Annotated in this window: 22 protein-coding genes and 2 pseudogenes; 9 read left to right on the forward strand and 15 right to left on the reverse strand. The window is 35.6% G+C overall.

All coding sequences use genetic code 11. The features are described 5' to 3' along the window. Nucleotides 1–75: 75 nt before the first annotated feature. Together GTK57_RS14445 and GTK57_RS14450 are read right to left on the reverse strand one after the other, a co-directional pair. A complete protein-coding gene (locus GTK57_RS14445; RefSeq protein WP_228720345.1) occupies nt 76–399 on the reverse strand; it encodes a hypothetical protein in 324 nt (107 codons plus the stop codon). Nucleotides 400–447: 48 nt separating this feature from the next. Then, the gene (locus GTK57_RS14450) at nt 448–1575 is read right to left on the reverse strand and encodes a hypothetical protein (protein WP_152872898.1); all 1128 of its coding nucleotides are present in this window, start codon (nt 1573–1575) and stop codon (nt 448–450) included. A gap of 2367 nt (nt 1576–3942) precedes the next feature. On the opposite strand from GTK57_RS14450, the gene GTK57_RS14455 reads away from it, so the two are divergent. Together GTK57_RS14455 and GTK57_RS14460 are read left to right on the forward strand one after the other, a co-directional pair. Then, complete coding sequence (locus tag GTK57_RS14455; RefSeq protein ID WP_228720346.1) at nt 3943–4407, forward strand: hypothetical protein; 465 nt, start codon at nt 3943–3945, stop codon at nt 4405–4407. A gap of 39 nt (nt 4408–4446) precedes the next feature. Then, nucleotides 4447–5643 carry a reverse transcriptase domain-containing protein gene (locus tag GTK57_RS14460; RefSeq protein ID WP_163124807.1) on the forward strand — a complete coding sequence of 399 codons (1197 nt, stop codon included), beginning with the start codon at nt 4447–4449 and terminating at the stop codon, nt 5641–5643. Between the two features lie 11 nt (nt 5644–5654). Here the strand turns inward: GTK57_RS14460 and GTK57_RS14465 are convergent, their stop codons facing one another. Both GTK57_RS14465 and GTK57_RS14470 read right to left on the reverse strand, forming a co-directional pair. Then, nucleotides 5655–5948: a HigA family addiction module antitoxin gene (locus tag GTK57_RS14465; RefSeq protein WP_180101614.1), complete on the reverse strand. Its 294-nt coding sequence runs from the start codon at nt 5946–5948 to the stop codon at nt 5655–5657. A 13-nt stretch (nt 5949–5961) separates the two neighbouring features. Then, nucleotides 5962–6240, reverse strand: coding sequence for a type II toxin-antitoxin system RelE/ParE family toxin (locus GTK57_RS14470; RefSeq protein ID WP_163124810.1), 279 nt, complete (start codon nt 6238–6240; stop codon nt 5962–5964). 1135 nt (nt 6241–7375) lie between these two features. Here GTK57_RS14470 and GTK57_RS14475 point away from each other — a divergent pair. Then, nucleotides 7376–8017: an AAA family ATPase gene (locus tag GTK57_RS14475; RefSeq protein ID WP_152872904.1), complete on the forward strand. Its 642-nt coding sequence runs from the start codon at nt 7376–7378 to the stop codon at nt 8015–8017. After that, entirely contained in the window at nt 8017–8313 is a 297-nt protein-coding gene (locus GTK57_RS14480; RefSeq protein ID WP_163124813.1) for a hypothetical protein, read from the forward strand. The genes GTK57_RS14475 and GTK57_RS14480 overlap by 1 nt, the downstream gene beginning before the upstream one ends. A 744-nt stretch (nt 8314–9057) precedes the next feature. On the opposite strand, the gene GTK57_RS14485 is transcribed toward GTK57_RS14480, so the two are convergent. From GTK57_RS14485 to GTK57_RS14495, 3 genes are all read right to left on the reverse strand, one after another. Further along, nucleotides 9058–10383: an ISNCY family transposase gene (locus tag GTK57_RS14485; RefSeq protein ID WP_171522146.1), complete on the reverse strand. Its 1326-nt coding sequence runs from the start codon at nt 10381–10383 to the stop codon at nt 9058–9060. Between the two features lie 171 nt (nt 10384–10554). Continuing rightward, nucleotides 10555–11238, reverse strand: coding sequence for an LrgB family protein (locus GTK57_RS14490; RefSeq protein WP_152872912.1), 684 nt, complete (start codon nt 11236–11238; stop codon nt 10555–10557). 2 nt (nt 11239–11240) lie between these two features. Then, on the reverse strand, nt 11241–11684 hold the full coding sequence (locus GTK57_RS14495) for a CidA/LrgA family protein (protein WP_061519780.1): 444 nt from the start codon (nt 11682–11684) through the stop codon (nt 11241–11243). 101 nt (nt 11685–11785) lie between these two features. On the opposite strand from GTK57_RS14495, the gene GTK57_RS14500 reads away from it, so the two are divergent. Next, complete coding sequence (locus GTK57_RS14500) at nt 11786–12685, forward strand: LysR family transcriptional regulator (protein WP_039624396.1); 900 nt, start codon at nt 11786–11788, stop codon at nt 12683–12685. A 149-nt stretch (nt 12686–12834) separates the two neighbouring features. Here the strand turns inward: GTK57_RS14500 and GTK57_RS14505 are convergent. The 3 genes and pseudogenes from GTK57_RS14505 to GTK57_RS14515 form a co-directional block, all read right to left on the reverse strand. Continuing rightward, a pseudogene (locus GTK57_RS14505) lies at nt 12835–13071 on the reverse strand (integrase core domain-containing protein); the annotation flags it as partial. 254 nt (nt 13072–13325) lie between these two features. Next, nucleotides 13326–14651, reverse strand: a complete 1326-nt coding sequence (locus GTK57_RS14510; protein WP_171522146.1) for an ISNCY family transposase — start codon at nt 14649–14651, stop codon at nt 13326–13328. 219 nt (nt 14652–14870) lie between these two features. Further along, on the reverse strand, nt 14871–15470 hold the full coding sequence (locus GTK57_RS14515; RefSeq protein WP_163124819.1) for a HEAT repeat domain-containing protein: 600 nt from the start codon (nt 15468–15470) through the stop codon (nt 14871–14873). A 159-nt stretch (nt 15471–15629) separates the two neighbouring features. Between GTK57_RS14515 and GTK57_RS14765 the strand changes: the two are divergent. The 4 genes and pseudogenes from GTK57_RS14765 to GTK57_RS14530 form a co-directional block, all read left to right on the forward strand. Beyond that, nucleotides 15630–16040: pseudogene (locus GTK57_RS14765) on the forward strand (hypothetical protein); the annotation flags it as partial. Nucleotides 16041–16070: 30 nt separating this feature from the next. Beyond that, a complete protein-coding gene (locus GTK57_RS14770) occupies nt 16071–16364 on the forward strand; it encodes a hypothetical protein (RefSeq protein WP_227505690.1) in 294 nt (97 codons plus the stop codon). Next, nucleotides 16364–16822, forward strand: coding sequence for a hypothetical protein (locus GTK57_RS14525; RefSeq protein WP_005804943.1), 459 nt, complete (start codon nt 16364–16366; stop codon nt 16820–16822). The genes GTK57_RS14770 and GTK57_RS14525 overlap by 1 nt, the downstream gene beginning before the upstream one ends. Nucleotides 16823–16972: 150 nt before the next feature. Then, the gene (locus tag GTK57_RS14530) at nt 16973–18307 is read left to right on the forward strand and encodes an ISNCY family transposase (protein WP_163123966.1); all 1335 of its coding nucleotides are present in this window, start codon (nt 16973–16975) and stop codon (nt 18305–18307) included. A 456-nt stretch (nt 18308–18763) separates the two neighbouring features. Here GTK57_RS14530 and GTK57_RS14820 read toward each other — a convergent pair whose 3' ends face one another. Genes GTK57_RS14820 through GTK57_RS14550 form a run of 5 tightly spaced genes read right to left on the reverse strand, consistent with a single transcriptional unit; the run spans nt 18764 to nt 20902 of the window. Then, entirely contained in the window at nt 18764–18889 is a 126-nt protein-coding gene (locus GTK57_RS14820) for a hypothetical protein (protein WP_267313488.1), read from the reverse strand. Next, nucleotides 18889–19047 (reverse strand): acetyltransferase, encoded by a 159-nt coding sequence (locus GTK57_RS14535; protein WP_152872895.1) that lies wholly within the window; start codon nt 19045–19047, stop codon nt 18889–18891. Before GTK57_RS14535 ends, GTK57_RS14820 begins: the two co-directional genes overlap by 1 nt. Before the next feature lie 11 nt (nt 19048–19058). Then, a complete protein-coding gene (locus GTK57_RS14540) occupies nt 19059–19349 on the reverse strand; it encodes a hypothetical protein (protein WP_152872897.1) in 291 nt (96 codons plus the stop codon). Nucleotides 19350–19402: 53 nt separating this feature from the next. After that, nucleotides 19403–19726 (reverse strand): hypothetical protein, encoded by a 324-nt coding sequence (locus tag GTK57_RS14545; RefSeq protein WP_228720345.1) that lies wholly within the window; start codon nt 19724–19726, stop codon nt 19403–19405. Nucleotides 19727–19774: 48 nt separating this feature from the next. Beyond that, on the reverse strand, nt 19775–20902 hold the full coding sequence (locus tag GTK57_RS14550) for a hypothetical protein (RefSeq protein ID WP_152872898.1): 1128 nt from the start codon (nt 20900–20902) through the stop codon (nt 19775–19777). Nucleotides 20903–21451 lie beyond the last annotated feature (549 nt).

Here is a 21451-nt window from a genome sequence, read left to right on the forward strand (position 1 = left end):
AAAACACATTATCTTTTTGCATAAAACACTCTATTGCTTTAACTTTTTACACTATCCAGATTTGTATCAATATGATCATACGTTAACAGGGTCCGATGAATTTTGATTGATGAACTTAATCAGCGTCTCTTGTATAAATTCTTCCATCTCAATCCCTTGCGCTCTAATCACTTTTTCGACCTTTTCAATTGTTTCAGGCTCAAGTTCAAATGAAATTTCTGCCGAGGTCGACATCAATAAATCATAATTATTTTCTATGACTTTTCTAAAGACTTCATCTAGATTTTTGTTAGATGCAACGTTAAAAGAAAATCGCAGAGAACTGTTGATAATTTCAATATGAGTATATCCAACATATTCAGTGCTTTTTCCAACAAATCCCAAGTGCTTCATCATCATTCTTCTTCATATTTTGATCGTAATATCATCATACTCGAAGTAGCATGATTAATACTTTTCAAGTGCGTTTAGCTGCATACAATCTGCATGAAACTGCTCTAAATTCTCATATTTTTTCGGGCTAAAACGCACATAATGTAGGTTCTTCGGCCATTCAATTTTATCGTAAAAATCTGGATAATTATTTTGAACTAATCTTCTAACACGAGAATTTATTTCACCAATTTGATGTCTGACACCGTGAAAATTAGCTTTCGCATATAATCGCTTCATCGAATCTTCAAACAAATATCGACGCGTTGGGATATCCTTCAATTTAGCGCGTAATTCATGACTGAATTGATTCAAATAATACTGATCGAAGTACCAAGTTAATGTTACTTTTTTCTCTACATTACTCTGTACAGTATCTAAATAACGCTGACTAATTCGACGATGATATTTAAACAGCTGTTGCATCAACATATTATAGGATGCCGTTTCATCAACAGTGACGCCATAAATTTTGCGCAATTGTGCAATCACATCAGTTTTTTTCAGGCCCAAATATTGTGGTCGCTGTTGCGCTGCATAAAATAAAAAACCAAAATTTCGCTGAATACTATCGAGCTTTCCTCGTTGAGGATCAACATCATCAATTGACCGAAATGACAAATTTATCGTCGCTTGATTCATCGCTACATTCTGATCAATTAGACCGAATTTATACGGTGAAAAATACTGCTTATTAATACCGGCTTGCAGTCCGTCATACACCATATATTGACCCAAAACATAGTCTTTAAATCGAATCAGCTCATCTAAATTTTCAGTTATCACACACTTCAAATGCTCAGTCTTTTTCAGTTGCTCATTCAGTGCTTTAATCTGATCTGTGCAGTCTTTTTTACTACGCTGATTGTTTCGAAAACCGGTACAAAACAACCAGAATCTTACCCCTTTTTCAGCCACTTCATAATGTAGAACCAGACTCCAGACTGGCTGGCCTTTTCTTAATTTTGTTCTGCGTGCTTGATCAGTTTGATGCAAATCATACTTCTCAATCATCTTCGATAAAACTGAAGTCAACTTAGATTCTTCAATTGTTGAACTCATCCAAAATTGTGCTTTTGCAATACTGACACAGTTCAAAATGGCTTGCAGGCAGTCTGTGGTCTTAATCGTATAGATGATCACTTTTCATCCTTTTTTCATAAAAGTGGCACAACTATAAAAGTCTAGCATTAAAAACAAAAACATTGAGAGCTTTTTGCTTTTCAATTTCTGCGCAAACGCAATGGCAGTGGCCTTTGCATAAATAAGAGTTCCTGTCAGATGGACGTGGACCAGCTATTTGCATTGATTTTCACTGTGGCTCTGCTAATTTTGTGACTGCCAAATATGAAATAAACTTTCCTGAGTTAGCCGTTCAGTGAGTGAAATTTTCTAAAACTTTGTCTTGTTGTTTCTATGTGTATGCGACAGCCATCGCATACTAAAGACCGTGTAGCTGCATACGTCCGAAAGGTAGTTGGTGCGGCTGCGAAGGGCACTAGATGGTGAGACCCCATCTTTTGACCCGTTCTGCGAATTTCAGAACTTAGCCCTATGAAATGGGTACTGAATTTCTAAATAAATAATTTTGAATAGTTGGGCGACACTGAAACGGGCATCATGGTGACATGATCAACCCTGCTTAACAGAGAGTGTGAGTATCTACAAGGAATGATAGATGCGTTAGGAACACACGTTTACCGCTTCAATTCCTTCAAAGGGCGGTATGCGTTGCGCACTGGTGGGCTTATGAGAGCATCGTGAGATGTTAGGGTCATGAGGAGAAATCTGGACTGATCGGCACTTAACGATTGACTGAATTGACTTGTCGTCGATGACATATTCAGTCGGTTGTTAAGGTCTATGGATAGCTTAAGCCAGTAACGGTGACACGTTGGAGATCTTCAATAGAAGATTAAGCATGTTGCTTTGCGTTGATCAAGTGCTCTACCTGTAATGAAGCTTGATATTGACTAATAATGAGGGTTTTTGGAACTCTTACCTCAAAAAACAGGAATAGTTAATATTGCGTGGAACAGATGGGCGTACTGATCGTTATTTTTATTTAAAAGTTGATTTATTTTATTTAAAAATGACAAAGACTGTTAATGCTAAAGTGGGAATCTCTTAAGTCGATGATTATTTATGGTGGTTCCATAATATAGGCTTTCGAACTGAAAACTTCACTAGAGGAAGGCATAAGGTTTGATTAATAAGAGAGGGAGAGTTGCTTATTAGGTTTAATTTGAATTTGTTGTATTGGATTTAGATTAATTAGTTTACTTCGAGCGAATAAAAACGTAAGCGGTAAATGAACGAAAGGCAATACGGTGTATATCTAGAAACAAAGACAAAGTTTTATAGGTGAGGTGTGGCAACTTCTATAACTATGAAACGTTATCAACCTATTGGCGCGAGTGAAAACTGATTAACATTATTATTAATCGGATTAGTAATCCTATTAATTTTATATATTGGTAATTAACTATTAAGAAACTTTGCGGTGGCTCCGTAAAGGTTTGCGCCTTTAAACATCTAAGTTGGTTCCGACAAGCCTTGGCTTGAACGAATCTGCTGTTGGCATTTCATGCAGCAACGATGTGATCGAAAGAAAACTAGCGGTGAAGTGTTATAGGAAATCCTGACTGCGGAACTAAAATTGCAGTTGAAGTTTGTCTATGTCTGATATTGATCTGAGTGCCGTTACTTAGCATTCAAGGAATTGTCATAGATTCGCTTCCTCATTCCTGAGAAGATGTCGTAAGTTGATAACTACGAATTCATACCAAGCGTGAATTAAAATAGAGGCTCGGCAAGGAGCATGTTCGCTTAGTGGGTTGTACACTTAAAAATCAACACTAAAGGCAGCCTCCATAGGAGGCTGCCTTTCCTTTTGCGCTGATTTGCGCTCTAAGGCCACTTATTTAAATAAATCACCCCCTCCTATAAAAACTCTAATCAGGCTAAAAATCGCGAATTTAAGCCCCTCAGTGACAGATATAAAGCGAGTGTCTACGAGCAACTTCTTAGAACAAGCCTATTCGGATATTTTAAATAAGTTTATGGCACGTTTTACAAATATTTTTGAAGAGTCGCTATTTTCAAGCTGATCTAATTAAAGTTGTGAAACATTGCTCACTAATTAAGCGTGGAACGTGATGAATCATTTAAAAAGCCCATTCGGCGACGAATGGGTTTTTTTTCTTAGGCTAAATAATTGAAAGATATGGTTTATTGATCAAGAATTTCGCATAACGTGCATTATATTAATTTTAGATTTTCTAAAAAATCTATCTTATAAAAGATAAATGTAACCTAAAAACTATATAAATCTAAAAATTATAATAATTAGTCCTAGGTCTTTGATTAATTATAGATTATATTCATCTTGTTAATTCTGAAGCGCTGCCAAAACACGGCAAAAACTTCAATGATGCGACCCGAGTACAGCACATCACACATATTTCAGCAGAGTCCTTGACAGGATGCTATACGTTCATCGAGTTATTAGTGAACAGCGGTGATGGTGATATGCGTAGAATCCTCGTTCCTCTTGCTACCATTTTTAGAGAGGAATCCAACAGTAATTCGGAGGCTGCAATAATGAAGGCACAACAGAATCAGCATAGTATGACTTTATTTCAGAACATATTTACGGCAGTAATGATATTAACCATGATAATGGTGTTATTTATTAGCCCTTTTAGCATCGGAATGCTACTGTCATGTTTTGTTACAATATCATGCTTGACAAATGACTATGTAAAATGCTATAAATATATAGCTATTAATCATGAAAAATCGGTTGATTCGCAAAATTCTGAAGCGCTGCCAAAACACGGCAAAAACTTCAATGATGCGACCCGAGTACAGCACATCACACATATTTCAGCAGAGTCCTTGACAGGATGCTATACGTTCATCGAAAAATTAGTGAACAGCGGTGATGGTGATATGCGTAGAATCACTTCGTAACTGTATGGGTAGCCTTGTGAACATACAGAGAAAAAGTTAATGACATTCCATGATTATATTAAAGAAAATTTTATTAAAAGTTTTTTTAATCTATTTAATAAACAACGCTTTTACTTATTAAATATTAAGTACTATCCTGAATATCTATCATTTAATGAGTTCAATCTAAATAAAGAAAAAATTTTAGTTGAACTTCTAGATAATTTATCTAAAAAAAATTACTCCCCTCAACCATTACATCCAATTTTAATGGACAAACCAGATGGTTCGCTAAGATTAATATGCGTTCCTACAATACAAGATCGTATAGTTCAAAAACTTCTTTTAAAATATATAAAAGAACATCATAAGAATAAATATATACTAGCTACTAATTATGATTTCTCATCCAAGATCAGTGAAGCCGGTGCAATAGCTGCACGAGTAAAGGCCTTAGAATTAAGAAATCAATATCCATTTGTTTTAAAAACGGATATTTCTGCATTCTTTGATAATTTAGACCGTAAATTAATGAAAAAAAATATCGAAGAAAAACTAAACATATCTGAAATAAATTTCATATTAGAAAAAATTATTAAAGTTGATACTAGACTTAAAGAAACTGAATTAATCGGTGCTAAAGAAATAGAGTTTTTAAAATTAAAAAGGGGAAAAGGCATTAGACAAGGCATGCCAATGTCATCATTCCTTGCATCCTTATATCTTTATGAATTTGATACTTTGATGAATGATAAAAAGATACCTTATGTAAGATATGCCGATGATTTAGTTCTATTTTGCTCATCTCGCTCAGAAGCTTTAAAATATTTAGATTTAGTAAGAGAAGAATTAAAAAAAATTGGTCTCGAAATTCCACCTCTAGAAGATAAAGGAAAAACTAATATTTTCAAAAACAAGCCAGTTGATTTTTTGGGATTAGAGTTCAGATATAGTGGCAATAGATTCAAATCATATATACCTAATTCAGTTTTCAAAACAATTAATAATAAATTAGATATATATGATTCTTTGAATAAAAATCTTAAAAATAAGAAAGATTTTTCCGATGTAATTCAAGATATAAAGTATATATCTAATGGATATAATTCATCATTTTCAGATGCTTGTAATATGAGTGAATTACAAGAAGAAATTAATCATAAAAAAATAGTTATTTTTTCAAAACTTTTAAAATCATTAGGACTAGATATAGAGCGCCTTAGCGCTCGTCAAAAGAAATTTTTCTTCAGTTTATAAGTACCATAAAATTAACAACTAACAAAAAATGGCTGAATCTGCGGACGCTGTTTTTGTGATTCCATCCAAAGTGAATGTTTCGATTGAACACGCATTAACAAATCTGCACTGATTCCCAAAGCATCATGCAAACGTAAAGCCACATCTGCCGTCACTGGTGCTTTACCATTAATAATTCGAGAAAGTAATGGGCGTGTCACTTGGATACGTTCAGCAAGTTCTGTGATCGTAATCGCTTGTCCTTCTTCTTTTAAACCATCTAACCATTCTGAAACTAACTCACCTGCATGAGCTGGATTATTCATTATCATATTCACCTCAATGGTAGTCCTGATAGTCCACGATATACGCATTACCATCTTTAAAAATGAAAGTCATACGCCAATTGGCATTCACAGTAATTGCCCAATGATCTTTTAACTTCCCTTTCAAAGGATGAAGCTTCCACCCTGGGAAATTCATTTCATCAATGTTTTGAGCTTCATTCAAAGCAGTTAACTGTCTTTTTAACTTAGTTGAATGAACAGACTGAATGCCTGCTGTAGAACTGGTTTTAAAGAATCTTTCCAGTCCCTTATGATTAAAATCTACAATCACAAAAAATCATCCTTTGTATAGTTTTAATATACAGCAATTCGTTCAGTAAAACTATACAGAAATATATACTCAAATAAAATCAAAAGCCTTAAAAACAAATGCACTCACTCTCTCAAGATCACCACAGCCGTCGCTTCGCTTGGGGCTGATGGTGAACGTTGAGTGAGTTTCGGCAATACTCACCCTAAGGGCGTGATTTTGAAAAAAATCATCATCCCTTAAGTATTGCCGAATAACCTGATTGGGCTGACGGAGCCACGCATCGGTCGTATCCGCACATAGCTTTGCTAACTATGCAGACAAGGACTAAAGGCTTTGCACCTCTCTCCACGCGCTCCCTGTCGTTACACAGCTGTATCTCTGCGAGGGTTTCCCCAACATGCAACTTAACAGTCTAATGCAACTACTCCCAACGCTCCGCTTATGTGAAGTTCCCCTGTAGCGGTTTAGCCTTTCGACTATAGCTACAGTACGCCAGTGACACTTATTCCTACCACACGTACTGCATGCCGACCGTAAAACGGACACGCAGAAGCGGGCAAAGCTCGATCTTGGGAACTTATTTGATGATTAAAAACACTGATTTAACGAAGACTTTTCATTTTAGGTCTTGAACTAAACGCATTTTGCTGTGAAAATGGAGTTCAGGTACAAGCCTTAGCGTGAAATCATAACGGTCGCCAAACCTTATGATCTTCGTTATTCGATGTTCTTACCATCAAATAACTGCGTACCGCTGAATATAAAGCGAAACCCCAAAATGTTGCAAGGCATTTTGGGGTTTTTCTTTTTCTGATCAATAATTTAACTTTCACTCTTTTTAAAAAAAAGTTTCACCAAATTTTCGACCATCTCTGCATGTAAATGATTTCTATCTGTTTTCATCCGGAAAAAGTTTCACTCTTTTTGAAAAAAAGTTTCACTCTTTAGATTTTTTTAAAATCTATTTGTTCGTTTTTTAATCAAAAAAATATCCAAAATAAATAACCTAAAGCTATAAAAAAGAATAATTATTTAAATAACTTACGCAACTTATACAAGTTACGTAATTAATATTATCTCGAACTATTGATCTATTTCAGAAACTTTATATAATCAATAATTAAATAAGTTACGTAAGTTACATAAAAATATTATGATTATTTTAGTTGGCGGTGAAAAAGGAGGCTCTGGAAAAAGTTGCCTCGCACAAAATTTAGCGGTTTATTTACAATCACATAAAAGAGACATTTTATTACTTGATGCAGATCCTCAAGGTACTACAACAGATTGGGTCAAAGAGCGTGATGAAAACTTAGATCTTAAGAATATTCCTTCTGTTCAAGCAGCAGGAAATATCAGACAAGTTTTAGATGATTTATCTAAAAGATATCAGGACATCATTATTGATGCTGGTGGGCAAGATTCAGAAGCTTTACGCTCTGCGATGACTATTGCCACCCACATGCTTTTACCTTTTCGTCCTAAACGTCGTGATCTAAAAACCTTAGTTCACGTCGAGCAACTTATTAAATTAGCTAAAGCAGTGAATCCAACTTTAATCACTCGGGCAGTAATTACTCAATGTCCTACTCTACCTAGTCAGGTTCAGCGAATTCTTGATGCAAAAGATGCATGCGAGTCTTTTGGTCTATCTCCATTGAATCAATTTACGACAAATCGAAATGTATATGATGATGCTGATGAAAATGGACTTTCTGTATTTGAAGTTAATACAGATAAAAAAGCCATAATTGAAATTGAGCAACTCGCATTAGAATTTTTGGGAGAACTTTAATGGCACTTAAAGGTTTAACAAAATCAGCTCAGGAATCTAAATCTACAGACCAAACAATTGAGGACTTCATTAGTGGCTCTACTAAGCGTGTAAAAAAATTAGAGTGTTCACAACAGGTATATCGTCGATTTACGTTTTCACTAACAGAAGACGTTAGCAAAGAAATTGATGATCTATTGATAGATTCTAGAGTAGCCAAAGCAAATCGTTCAGTCATTTTGAAAGCAGCTTTACACCAATTGCAGAAACTATCGAAAGAAGACCTACAACAAGCAGTATTAAGTGAAGTTAAATAACATGCGCAACTTACGTAAGTTATTTAACTTACGTAAAAACTCCTATATCTAATAATGAATTAGATTGTTTGTTCTAGCTAATGAAAAATTTCTAAAAATGGTTAAGAAACAGGCTTATCGTGTGAATGATCCACTAAAAAATCAAGTTTATACAAACTAAAATTTTTAGTGGATCTCAATTTACTGATTTAATTACACTTATTAGATGCTGTTATTCACCAATTAAAATGTCTATGCGATAAACCATTTAAAATGTCCTATTTTTAACCACAACAGTCAAGCACAGGATTGAGCTATCGCTTAAAAATGGACAGCAAACAGAAAAGTTAGAAAAAGCCTCAAAACACTTGGACACTCTTCAAGCTGAAATAGATAAGTTCTCAATAGCCGAAAAGGACTATAAGCAAGAAATTACAAAGCAAAGTAATACGATTTTTAGCCTCACAGCCTTCCTCGCATTCGTCGTTTTAATAGTGTTCGGCTTCGCCTATAAATCGGGTACATGTACGTAGAAAAGACGATTTTTAAGAAATTGTAAACTTGGAGTACACCCTAAAGTAACGTAATGGCAGCCAAAATTCTGAACCTAAAATCAATGGTTTAGAAGCCGTGGAACATTGGTTTGTGTATGCTCAAACCAAGTCTTATATTTATACGTGACACTAAAAAGCCAGTTGTATGCACTGGCTTTTTGATGTTATTCCAAAGTAGAAATGTCCTACCTAATAACCAAATAGAAATGTCCTATAAGGACATTTCTAAGTCAAGCGCAGGATTTATATTTCGTTGTTGAATTACTGTTTTCTGTGCACGTCTGCTTGGCATTTTTTGAGAGCGATTACGTTTGTTTTGTTGTTCTAATTCCTCATGCTGTTGTTGAATATGCGCTAAGACAGACCCTAAACGCTTGTTCTCAACTACTTCTCGCTGATTCAGCTGACTTAATTTATCAAAGATGCTGTAATTGATCTTTCTTGCTTGATACTCAATGCCAACCGTACCATCTGGATATTCTAAGAACTCAATATATTTACCCATCAAAGTATGGTTTTGTTCAATATTTTCTAAAATATAAATGCACTTATCGTAGGTAATGGTGAGGCTTTTACTGACTTTACGTGGTTCCCGCCAAGTAAAAATACTATCTAATTCCTGAGGGGTTTCAGTGCTGCAGCGATGTAGGTCTTTGGGATTCGATGCCACTTTGGCAAACTTACGATTAAATTGCTCAATAAAGCAGGGCAACCAGGCGTTCGCCTCTGCAATGCTATTGATACCTTCTAGGCGCATCTCTTTAATCAGACGATCCTGAAGGGTTCTATTGGCGCGTTCTACACGACCCTTGGCCTGTGGGGAGTTGGCAAAGATAATATCAATATTCAATCTACTCAGCACACGTCCAAACTGCGTTATTTTAGTTTCTTGTTTACTGCTCTGATTCACTCTAAATACTGAATGTTTATCACTATAAAAAGCCAAAGGCTTGCCATGTTGTTCGATATAGCAGCGTGTCGAAAGCATATAATCAAAGGTTGATTCTGTTTCACAGAAACGTAAGTGCTGTAATTTACTGGTCGCATCATCAATATAAACCAGTAAACAGCATTTAGCGGCTCTTCCTTCAAACCAGTCATGATATGAGCCATCGATTTGAATGAGTTCACCCAAGCAATCACGGTTATAGCGGGGTTGATATGGGCGTTTCATGCGTTTGGAGCGTGGAATCCATAAGCCAGCTGCAATCATCCAGCAACGTAGCGTTTCCACTGAAATATCCAACCCATGTACAGTGCTAAGCTTTTCATGTGCTAGGGTCGGCCCGAAACCATAGAGTTGTTCTGCAATGATAGTCAGGCAGTGTAATCTTAGTTCTTCTGATCGCTTAGAATTACTCGATTGACCACGACCGGCATGAGCCAATGCTGCGGGACCGTGAGCTTTATAGGCTTGAATTAAGCGCCGGATCTGGCGTTCTGAGAGTTGTAAAAGCTCTGAAGCTTTAGATTGCGTTATGCGTCGATCACAGACTTCTTGTAAGACTGACAATCGTTTAAGTTCTTTATCCGACATAGACACCAACATATTAAATCGTCCGCTAAGAAAATCTCTAGTTGAGTATTCTAAAAGCGGACATTTCTACTTTGGAGAAACCGGACATTTCTATTTGGGACTTACAAAGCTATTTCGCATAAGGCCCATTATGTTAAATGGACCTAAATTCCTTAATGCGACAGAACAAAACTATACAAGCAGATGAACCAGAAAAGGACCTACCAAAACCATAAAAATACCAGCAAGCACCATTGTTAAGCTGGCAATCACCCCTTCTTCTTTATCACGACTATAGGCTTTAGTCGTTCCAAATCCATGTGCTGCGTTGCCCAAAGATGCGCCCATGGCAAAATGAGATTTTAACGGTAAAGCGCCTAGCACAGTATCACCAATGATCATGCCTATAATACCAGTAATCATGGTAAACAAAATAACCAGTTCGACAGAGCCACCTATATGATTGCTCAACTCCATTGCAAAAGGTGTCGAAATGGAACGCGCCATTAAGCTGTAGGTTGTTGACTGATCAAAATTAAACAGCTTAGCCAGATAAAATGAACTGATCATTCCTGCTAGCATCCCCATCACTACGCCCATACTAATAGAAAGTAGATGTGTTTTGATTATTTCACGGTATTCATAAATTGGAATGGCAAAAGCGACTGTTGCAGGGCCTAACATCCAGACAATCCATTGACTATCTTGCATATACGTATCATAGGATATATTCAAAGATAATATTAAAATAATCAGAAGGATAGGGGGAAGTATCGCTGGTGATAAAATCAGATAAGGATATTTTTGATGGGTTTTTTTTGCGATAATATAAAACAGTAAAGTTGCAATCAGACAAACAATGGCAATTAAAGTCATGATTATTTTCCATCCAGATCTATATTACGCAGAGATTGGGAGCGATGATTTTTGATTTTATTTTCAAATTTAAAGCCAATATGTACACTATATGCTGTAACCACCATGACACAAATGGTTCCCAGAATAACAGTAAGGATTAATTGCCAGCCTTCTGTTAAGAAAAGATGTTTATATTTAATTAGTCCAACAAAACAGGGAATAAAGAATAGAACCAACTCACCTAAAATAAAATCGGAGCCACTCTTGATCCATTCAAGTTTAAAAAATCCGGTCAATAAACCTGTCAAAACAATAAAAAGCCCGATCACTGCACCAGATACTGGAAGTTTAAATAAGGATTGAAGTATGCTGCCAATCCACCAGAAAACAAGTAATAAACTGATTTGCAAAATGATTTTACTGAAATAGTTAAATCGGGTCGGATGTTCGATTTGTACGGGCATTGATATCACAGTTTGATTTTGAAGATAAGGTAATTTTATATGCTGAACATATGCTAAATTATGAATAATTTTATAATTATTATTCTATATTGGGATGATTTATGGATCTAAAATCCCTTAAAATTTTTGTTGAAACTGTCAATAGCCAAAGTTTTAGTTTGGCTGCAGAACACTTGTTTATGACGCAACCGACTTTAAGTAAGATCATTAAGAGCTTAGAAGAAGAGTTGGGAACAGCACTATTTAAAAAGGGTGCAGCAGGAAGAAAACGTGAAGTCGTACTAACTTATACAGGCGAACTGATTTATCAGCATGCATTAAACATATTGTCAGAACATGAAAAAATTTATAACACGATTGAGCAAGTTCAGTTACTTAAAAAGGGGAAACTGACTTTAGGTTTACCACCATTAGGTTCTGTCTTATTTAGTTCACTTATTGCCTTATTTCATAAGCAACATCCGGATATACAGCTTAGTTTTTTAGAGGTAGGCTCAAATAGTATTGAGGAAGCAATTGCAGATAAACGTATTGATGTTGGTATTTTACTTGGTAATTTTCGACCGACTTTTGCGTCAATCCTGGTTGTTGATTCAGCAATGTGCTTACTATCCATAAAAGATTCACAGTGGAGAAATAGAAAAACAGTCAATTTGATTGAATTAAAAGAAGAATCCTTTCTATTATTTTCTGATACTTTTACTTTGAATAGTATGATTATTAAAGCAGCAAATACAGTAGGTTTTGAACCTAAAGTTGTTTGTAAAAGCAGTCAATGGGACTTTATTGCAAAAATGGTTGAATCAAATATGGGAATCGCATTACTTCCTCAAATATATTGCCAGCAATTCGATCAGGAAAAATTCAACACTGCCGTATTGGAAAATCCAGGTTTAAATTGGACTTTAAGTATGGCCTGGAATACGACTATAGCAATGAGTCCTGCAACTAGAGCATGGCTAAATATTGTAAAAGATCATAAACAGAAAATTCACTTTTAGTTCAAGGCTTTTACAACCAGTTTTTAATTGTCGCTACAATCAGTTCTGACTGTTTAATTCATCGGTTCTGTCGCATTAAGGAATTTAGGTCCATTTAACGGTAATACCCCCATTTTTAATTGAGTTAATGAGTAGAAAAACCAAAGCCCTTATTGTTGTTTAAAATGAGGTGGACAACCATTAACTGCCATATGAGGTCGTTCATGATTATAAAAGTGTTGCCATGTCGTTGTATAGTCCTGAACTTCACTCAGCTCTCGAAATAAATACTGATTTAAGCACTCATATCGAACTGTACGATTAAATCGTTCAACATAAGCATTTTGCTGTGGATTGCTTGGCTGAGTAAATACATGTTCAATCTTATTCTGCTCACACCATAGAGTTGATAGGTTCAGAATTTCAGCAGCACGGACTTGGGTAATACGATGATCTCGAACGTCTTGCAGGACTGCAAGACGTTGAATTTCTTTGTCAGACATAGTGATTAGCATCTATATTTATATGCAGTCTGTGATGATAAAAACCATCATAAACTAGACATTTTTATTGGTGAGAATATAGACACTTTAAATGGGTTCTAACATGTGATGTTATTCCAAAGTAGAAATGTCCTACCTAATAACCAAATAGAAATGTCCTATAAGGACATTTCTAAGTCAAGCGCAGGATTTATATTTCGTTGTTGAATTACTGTTTTCTGTGCACGTCTGCTTGGCATTTTTTGAGAGCGATTACGTTTGTTTTGTTGTTCTAATTCCTCATGCTGTTGTTGAATATGCGCTAAGACAGACCCTAAACGCTTGTTCTCAACTACTTCTCGCTGATTCAGCTGACTTAATTTATCAAAGATGCTGTAATTGATCTTTCTTGCTTGATACTCAATGCCAACCGTACCATCTGGATATTCTAAGAACTCAATATATTTACCCATCAAAGTATGGTTTTGTTCAATATTTTCTAAAATATAAATGCACTTATCGTAGGTAATGGTGAGGCTTTTACTGACTTTACGTGGTTCCCGCCAAGTAAAAATACTATCTAATTCCTGAGGGGTTTCAGTGCTGCAGCGATGTAGGTCTTTGGGATTCGATGCCACTTTGGCAAACTTACGATTAAATTGCTCAATAAAGCAGGGCAACCAGGCGTTCGCCTCTGCAATGCTATTGATACCTTCTAGGCGCATCTCTTTAATCAGACGATCCTGAAGGGTTCTATTGGCGCGTTCTACACGACCCTTGGCCTGTGGGGAGTTGGCAAAGATAATATCAATATTCAATCTACTCAGCACACGTCCAAACTGCGTTATTTTAGTTTCTTGTTTACTGCTCTGATTCACTCTAAATACTGAATGTTTATCACTATAAAAAGCCAAAGGCTTGCCATGTTGTTCGATATAGCAGCGTGTCGAAAGCATATAATCAAAGGTTGATTCTGTTTCACAGAAACGTAAGTGCTGTAATTTACTGGTCGCATCATCAATATAAACCAGTAAACAGCATTTAGCGGCTCTTCCTTCAAACCAGTCATGATATGAGCCATCGATTTGAATGAGTTCACCCAAGCAATCACGGTTATAGCGGGGTTGATATGGGCGTTTCATGCGTTTGGAGCGTGGAATCCATAAGCCAGCTGCAATCATCCAGCAACGTAGCGTTTCCACTGAAATATCCAACCCATGTACAGTGCTAAGCTTTTCATGTGCTAGGGTCGGCCCGAAACCATAGAGTTGTTCTGCAATGATAGTCAGGCAGTGTAATCTTAGTTCTTCTGATCGCTTAGAATTACTCGATTGACCACGACCGGCATGAGCCAATGCTGCGGGACCGTGAGCTTTATAGGCTTGAATTAAGCGCCGGATCTGGCGTTCTGAGAGTTGTAAAAGCTCTGAAGCTTTAGATTGCGTTATGCGTCGATCACAGACTTCTTGTAAGACTGACAATCGTTTAAGTTCTTTATCCGACATAGACACCAACATATTAAATCGTCCGCTAAGAAAATCTCTAGTTGAGTATTCTAAAAGCGGACATTTCTACTTTGGAGAAACCGGACATTTCTATTTGGGACTTACATGTGAATTTCGTATAAGCGCCATTATGTTAAGTGGGTATGTTTTTCCGCTGAATAGTGAATTAAGAATGCTCTATAAAATCATTTGTTATTTGCCTTTTAAAGAAGGATTTATCTATGGGAAAGTGGCAATTAATACTTTCTTTACTTCATCTGACGTATTTGGATCTACTTTAAGCTCATTAACGGCTTCAATAATCCGTTTACGAACAGCTTCATTCTCTGGCAGTGAACCCTTAATCTCATGTTCTTTCTGAGTGAGTAGCGAAGCATTATTAAGAGCACCCAGAGCCAAAATTTGAACCTTTGGGTTCGTATCCTTTAAATAAGGAATAATATCGTCTGCTGCTTCAATTGGGTCTAAATTCGTTAGGGATACAAGAATTACACTTAATGCATCAGGGTTCGATTCATTTTGTTTCAACAAATCAACTAGCTTATGGATTTTATCTTCTCGTGAATATGTAGGGCTATCATTAATAGTAATCGTACTTTTTACCCATTTAGGAGGCATTCCATGAGGGAGATTGGGCGCATTGTTAGTGATACCGTCATTAGCATTAAGAGTATTACGGTTGGAACTGATCTTTTCTTGAGTTTCCATCAGCTCTTTACTATGTACATCATCACTTTTTTTGGCAAAAATAAAAAATCCAATAAAAGCTACTACGATTGCCGTAATAACTAAATAAATCAACTTACTATTATTTTTCATATTACCTACGTTTTTAAATAAGAATGTTGTTACATCAATAGAAAAAGCATCAAAGAAACTTTAAATTATATTATTCACCAATTAAATAGGCTCATTCAACGCTTTTTCCAAGAGTTGATATAGTGTAATAATTATTGAGTAAATAAGAGAATTAAGTTAATGAAATACTCAAAAGAAAAAATAGTAAAAGCCCTATTACTTGCTCCTTTACCACTACTTTTTTTCACAGCATTGCTATTTATCATAATGAATCGTGAATATAGTCTATATTCAATTTTTGTGGTTTTTGCAGGGCATGGTCTTGTTTACTTAGCTTATAGTATTTTGACAGTACCTTTTAGCTTTATGGTCTCAATTCTTTTAAATCGTTATAGTATTCTTAATTTGCTAACTATCTGTATTAGCTCTTTAATTATTGCTATGCCATTTTTTGTTCTTTTTGGATGGAGCCATACAGGAGAAGTTTCGAAAGAATGGTGGAAGATGTATACCGACACTTGGACTATCTTTATGGCTCTAATTCCAGGCTTGTCTTATTGGTTATTTTTAACTGATTTTAAAGTTAAAGAATTATTAAAGAAAAAAATAATATATTTCAATATATTAGCTTTTGTTTTGACTTATTTGTCTTTGTTTCATCAGAAATATACATTGATAGACCGGATAGTTGTAGACAAGCTTGGAAAAGTTGAAGTTATAGGAGGAGGATTTCCATTACAGTTTTTAGTAGATGGTGAAATATCTCCAGGCGGTAGTATAGCGCTAGATCCTTTAAATATTATTATAGGAATAGATCAATTCATTTTTTTATATTTTATTCTTGATTATTTATTTTGGCTTATGTGTCTTTTAGTCGGTTATGCGTTTTTTCGAAAGATAAAAGTGAAATTATAATGTCTAAAATATTTATAAAATTAGGAATTTTACTTGTAGGTCTATGTCTACTTCTAATCATTAATTCATACAAACAGAAATTAAATCATGATAAAGAGATGGCAACACAGACAACAATACTTTTCTTTAATTCACTTGCTAAACATGATCTAGAATCAGCAATCAAATATGTTTGGCCAGATGCGCGATTACATGAAGATTTAAAAAGTTCTGAAAGGTTTCTCTCTTTCAAAGACTCAAAAATTTTAGAAGTAGTAAGGATTAATTATGATTCAGCGGAAAGTAGACCTGAGTATTATCAAGAATTTTATAAAATTATTTCAGTGATGGTAAAAGTTAAAGTCGTCCATATAGATGATGCTGGTAGTCCAGTAGGTGACTATATTTTATTTATTACTCTTGTGAAACAATCTCCTCAATCTGATTGGCTAATTACAGAATTTGGTAGTGGGCCTTAAGATAGTAATTATAGAGAAAAGCTAAAATTAACATAATACGGATTATACGAAGCCCCGATGTTAAAACCCATTTAAAGTGTCTATATTCTCACCAATAAAAATGTCTGGTTTATGATGGTTTTTATCATCATGGACTGGATATAAATATAGATGCTAATCACTATGTCTAATAAAGAAATTCAACGTCTTGCAGTCCTGCAAGACGTTCGAGATCATCGTATTACCCAAGTCCGTGCTGCTGAAATTCTGAACCTATCAACTCGTCAAATTACCCGACTATTGCAGAAGCTCAATCAAGATGGTGTTTCAGCTATGGCCCATGCTAGTCGTGGTCAAGCTGGTCATCATCGCCATGATGAATTGGTCAAATCAAAATGTCTTTCCATTATTTCTGAACATCTGCTGGGCTTTGGTCCTACCTTAGCGCATGAGAAGCTCAGCAGTATGTTTAACCTGACTATCCCAGTAGAAACGATTCGGCGTTGGATGACGGCTAATGAGCTATGGATTCCACGCTCCAAACGCCTGAAACGTCCATATCAACCGCGCTATAACCGTGATTGTCTCGGTGAGTTGATTCAAATTGATGGCTCATATCATGACTGGTTTGAAGGTCGGGCTGCTAAATGCTGCTTGCTGGTTTATATCGATGATGCGACGGGCAAGCTGTTACATCTGCGCTTCTGTCAGGCTGAAACGACCTTTGACTATATGCTTTCAACCCGAGCCTATATTGAACAATACGGCAAGCCTTTGGCCTTTTATAGCGACAAACATTCAGTATTTAGGGTGAATCAAAGTAGTACACAACAAACGAAGGTGACTCAGTTTGGTCGAATTCTGAATGAGTTAAATATTGATATTATCTTCGCCAACTCCCCACAGGCCAAGGGTCGCGTAGAACGCGCCAATAGAACCCTTCAGGATCGTCTGATTAAAGAGATGCGCCTTGAAGGTATCAATAGCATTGCAGAAGCCAATACATGGCTGCCCTGCTTTATTGAGCAGTTCAATCAGAAGTTTGCCAAGTGTGCGAGAAATCCGAAGAATTTACATCGGCCCTTAACGGAATCTAATCTTGAACTAGATGATATTTTTACCTGGCAAGAACCACGTAAAGTGACGAAGAGCCTAACGATTAGCTATGACAAATGTATTTACCTACTTGAGCCGACAGAATTAAATCAAACGCTCATAGGACAGCACATTGCATTCTTGGAATACCCAGATGGGACTGTGGCCATGATGCATAAGGGAAGAAAGCTTAACTACAGCATCTTCAATAAACTGCTTGGATTACAACAAAATGAAGTGGTGGAGAATAAAAGATTAGGTTCAGTTCTAGCCCATATTCAGCAACAGCATGAAGAACTGGATAAGCAAAACAAACGCTCTAGATCCAAGAAAAGTATGCCGAGTCGTAAAGCTCAGAAAGCCATTATTGAACAAAGAAAGTTAAATCCTGTGCTTGACTCTTGTGGTTAAAAACAGGACATTTTAAATGGTTTATCGCATAGACATTTTAATTGGTGAATAACACCCGATTGTAAGCCCCAAATAGAAATGTCCAGTTTCTCCAAAGTAAAATGTCTAATTTTAGAATGAGTCCATTGCTATCTCATTCAACTTTTTAATTAGTGGAAAAGTAATTCAGTAATAAAAAATTATTAAAAAACCTATTAAATAAAAAAAATAATTTTATAAATCATATGCTTAAAAAATAATAATAAATTAGCTGTTCAAAATTCTAAAAAAAATGGAATCACGAGTGGAATTAATTTCAGTAAAAATATTTTTAATATTAAAATAAATCAATACCTTAATATTAATACAGAATTTTTTAATGTAATAAATACAATTAAAAAGATATTTGCATAGTTTTGATGTGATAAATTTGGCTGAAATCGACCTTTTGCATAGTTTTGATATGAAGTTTTTCTCTCAATAACCGCCATCATCTTCAACGAAATCTATAATGTCATCATCTGTGATCACTTCTATAATCGGCAAACTAACGCTCACTTCAATTAATATCTCTGTATTTGAATCATTATCTGCTACTTCCATTACATCCCCTGCAAACGTTTAAAAGCTTTTTCATGGCGAATTAATATCTTTTCTGTCAGTGATTTAATGATCTTTTCACCTTTCACTCCAGATAAATCAAACTCCTTTATCGGCTTAATTTTAGGACGATCAACAATCTCAACGCCATACTTTTTCATTTTAAACCTTTTTAAAAATAATAGAATTTCAAACTAATAAAAACCGCTGAAAGTATTGATGCTACAGTGATACCACCGATTTTATTGCCTATTTTATTTTTTGAAAATAGAAAAAAGCCAACTCCGACCGCCATAAAAAATCCAACGACCAAGGAAATTCGGTCTTGAGATGGTTCAACGTTAAATACTGAACCTATGGCCAATTCAAAAAAAAGAGCCGTCGCAAAAAAGACAGTAAAAGCTAGACCGGCAACAATAAAACCACTAGAAAAATCCTTAAAAAACACATTATCTTTTTGCATAAAACACTCTATTGCTTTAACTTTTTACACTATCCAGATTTGTATCAATATGATCATACGTTAACAGGGTCCGATGAATTTTGATTGATGAACTTAATCAGCGTCTCTTGTATAAATTCTTCCATCTCAATCCCTTGCGCTCTAATCACTTTTTCGACCTTTTCAATTGTTTCAGGCTCAAGTTCAAATGAAATTTCTGCCGAGGTCGACATCAATAAATCATAATTATTTTCTATGACTTTTCTAAAGACTTCATCTAGATTTTTGTTAGATGCAACGTTAAAAGAAAATCGCAGAGAACTGTTGATAATTTCAATATGAGTATATCCAACATATTCAGTGCTTTTTCCAACAAATCCCAAGTGCTTCATCATCATTCTTCTTCATATTTTGATCGTAATATCATCATACTCGAAGTAGCATGATTAATACTTTTCAAGTGCGTTTAGCTGCATACAATCTGCATGAAACTGCTCTAAATTCTCATATTTTTTCGGGCTAAAACGCACATAATGTAGGTTCTTCGGCCATTCAATTTTATCGTAAAAATCTGGATAATTATTTTGAACTAATCTTCTAACACGAGAATTTATTTCACCAATTTGATGTCTGACACCGTGAAAATTAGCTTTCGCATATAATCGCTTCATCGAATCTTCAAACAAATATCGACGCGTTGGGATATCCTTCAATTTAGCGCGTAATTCATGACTGAATTGATTCAAATAATACTGATCGAAGTACCAAGTTAATGTTACTTTTTTCTCTACATTACTCTGTACAGTATCTAAATAACGCTGACTAATTCGACGATGATATTTAAACAGCTGTTGCATCAACATATTATAGGATGCCGTTTCATCAACAGTGACGCCATAAATTTTGCGCAATTGTGCAATCACATCAGTTTTTTTCAGGCCCAAATATTGTGGTCGCTGTTGCGCTGCATAAAATAAAAAACCAAAATTTCGCTGAATACTATCGAGCTTTCCTCGTTGAGGATCAACATCATCAATTGACCGAAATGACAAATTTATCGTCGCTTGATTCATCGCTACATTCTGATCAATTAGACCGAATTTATACGGTGAAAAATACTGCTTATTAATACCGGCTTGCAGTCCGTCATACACCATATATTGACCCAAAACATAGTCTTTAAATCGAATCAGCTCATCTAAATTTTCAGTTATCACACACTTCAAATGCTCAGTCTTTTTCAGTTGCTCATTCAGTGCTTTAATCTGATCTGTGCAGTCTTTTTTACTACGCTGATTGTTTCGAAAACCGGTACAAAACAACCAGAATCTTACCCCTTTTTCAGCCACTTCATAATGTAGAACCAGACTCCAGACTGGCTGGCCTTTTCTTAATTTTGTTCTGCGTGCTTGATCAGTTTGATGCAAATCATACTTCTCAATCATCTTCGATAAAACTGAAGTCAACTTAGATTCTTCAATTGTTGAACTCATCCAAAATTGTGCTTTTGCAATACTGACACAGTTCAAAATGGCTTGCAGGCAGTCTGTGGTCTTAATCGTATAGATGATCACTTTTCATCCTTTTTTCATAAAAGTGGCACAACTATAAAAGTCTAGCATTAAAAACAAAAACATTGAGAGCTTTTTGCTTTTCAATTTCTGCGCAAACGCAATGGCAGTGGCCTTTGCATAAATAAGAGTTCCTGTCAGATGGACGTGGACCAGCTATTTGCATTGATTTTCACTGTGGCTCTGCTAATTTTGTGACTGCCAAATATGAAATAAACTTTCCTGAGTTAGCCGTTCAGTGAGTGAAATTTTCTAAAACTTTGTCTTGTTGTTTCTATGTGTATGCGACAGCCATCGCATACTAAAGACCGTGTAGCTGCATACGTCCGAAAGGTAGTTGGTGCGGCTGCGAAGGGCACTAGATGGTGAGACCCCATCTTTTGACCCGTTCTGCGAATTTCAGAACTTAGCCCTATGAAATGGGTACTGAATTCTAAATAAATAATTTTGAATAGTTGGGCGACACTGAAACGGGCATCATGGTGACATGATCAACCCTGCTTAACAGAGAGTGTGAGTATCTACAAGGAATGATAGATGCGTTAGGAACAC

Source organism: Acinetobacter portensis (assembly GCF_010646905.1).
GTDB classification, from domain to species: domain Bacteria; phylum Pseudomonadota; class Gammaproteobacteria; order Pseudomonadales; family Moraxellaceae; genus Acinetobacter; species Acinetobacter portensis.

Bases quoted from the DNA above. Each gene is read 5' to 3' on its own strand.
- GTK57_RS14475 (WP_152872904.1), top strand. From the start codon at position 7,376: ATGATTATTTTAGTTGGCGGTGAAAAAGGAGGCTCTGGAAAAAGTTGC.
- GTK57_RS14535 (WP_152872895.1), bottom strand. From the start codon at position 19,047: ATGAAAAAGTATGGCGTTGAGATTGTTGATCGTCCTAAAATTAAGCCG.
- GTK57_RS14480 (WP_163124813.1), top strand. From the start codon at position 8,017: ATGGCACTTAAAGGTTTAACAAAATCAGCTCAGGAATCTAAATCTACA.
- GTK57_RS14485 (WP_171522146.1), bottom strand. From the start codon at position 10,383: ATGTCGGATAAAGAACTTAAACGATTGTCAGTCTTACAAGAAGTCTGT.
- GTK57_RS14545 (WP_228720345.1), bottom strand. From the start codon at position 19,726: ATGATGATGAAGCACTTGGGATTTGTTGGAAAAAGCACTGAATATGTT.
- GTK57_RS14510 (WP_171522146.1), bottom strand. From the start codon at position 14,651: ATGTCGGATAAAGAACTTAAACGATTGTCAGTCTTACAAGAAGTCTGT.
- GTK57_RS14515 (WP_163124819.1), bottom strand. From the start codon at position 15,470: ATGAAAAATAATAGTAAGTTGATTTATTTAGTTATTACGGCAATCGTA.
- GTK57_RS14460 (WP_163124807.1), top strand. From the start codon at position 4,447: ATGACATTCCATGATTATATTAAAGAAAATTTTATTAAAAGTTTTTTT.
- GTK57_RS14495 (WP_061519780.1), bottom strand. From the start codon at position 11,684: ATGCCCGTACAAATCGAACATCCGACCCGATTTAACTATTTCAGTAAA.
- GTK57_RS14445 (WP_228720345.1), bottom strand. From the start codon at position 399: ATGATGATGAAGCACTTGGGATTTGTTGGAAAAAGCACTGAATATGTT.
- GTK57_RS14465 (WP_180101614.1), bottom strand. From the start codon at position 5,948: ATGAATAATCCAGCTCATGCAGGTGAGTTAGTTTCAGAATGGTTAGAT.
- GTK57_RS14540 (WP_152872897.1), bottom strand. From the start codon at position 19,349: ATGCAAAAAGATAATGTGTTTTTTAAGGATTTTTCTAGTGGTTTTATT.
- GTK57_RS14490 (WP_152872912.1), bottom strand. From the start codon at position 11,238: ATGACTTTAATTGCCATTGTTTGTCTGATTGCAACTTTACTGTTTTAT.
- GTK57_RS14820 (WP_267313488.1), bottom strand. From the start codon at position 18,889: ATGGAAGTAGCAGATAATGATTCAAATACAGAGATATTAATTGAAGTG.
- GTK57_RS14500 (WP_039624396.1), top strand. From the start codon at position 11,786: ATGGATCTAAAATCCCTTAAAATTTTTGTTGAAACTGTCAATAGCCAA.
- GTK57_RS14530 (WP_163123966.1), top strand. From the start codon at position 16,973: ATGCTAATCACTATGTCTAATAAAGAAATTCAACGTCTTGCAGTCCTG.
- GTK57_RS14525 (WP_005804943.1), top strand. From the start codon at position 16,364: ATGTCTAAAATATTTATAAAATTAGGAATTTTACTTGTAGGTCTATGT.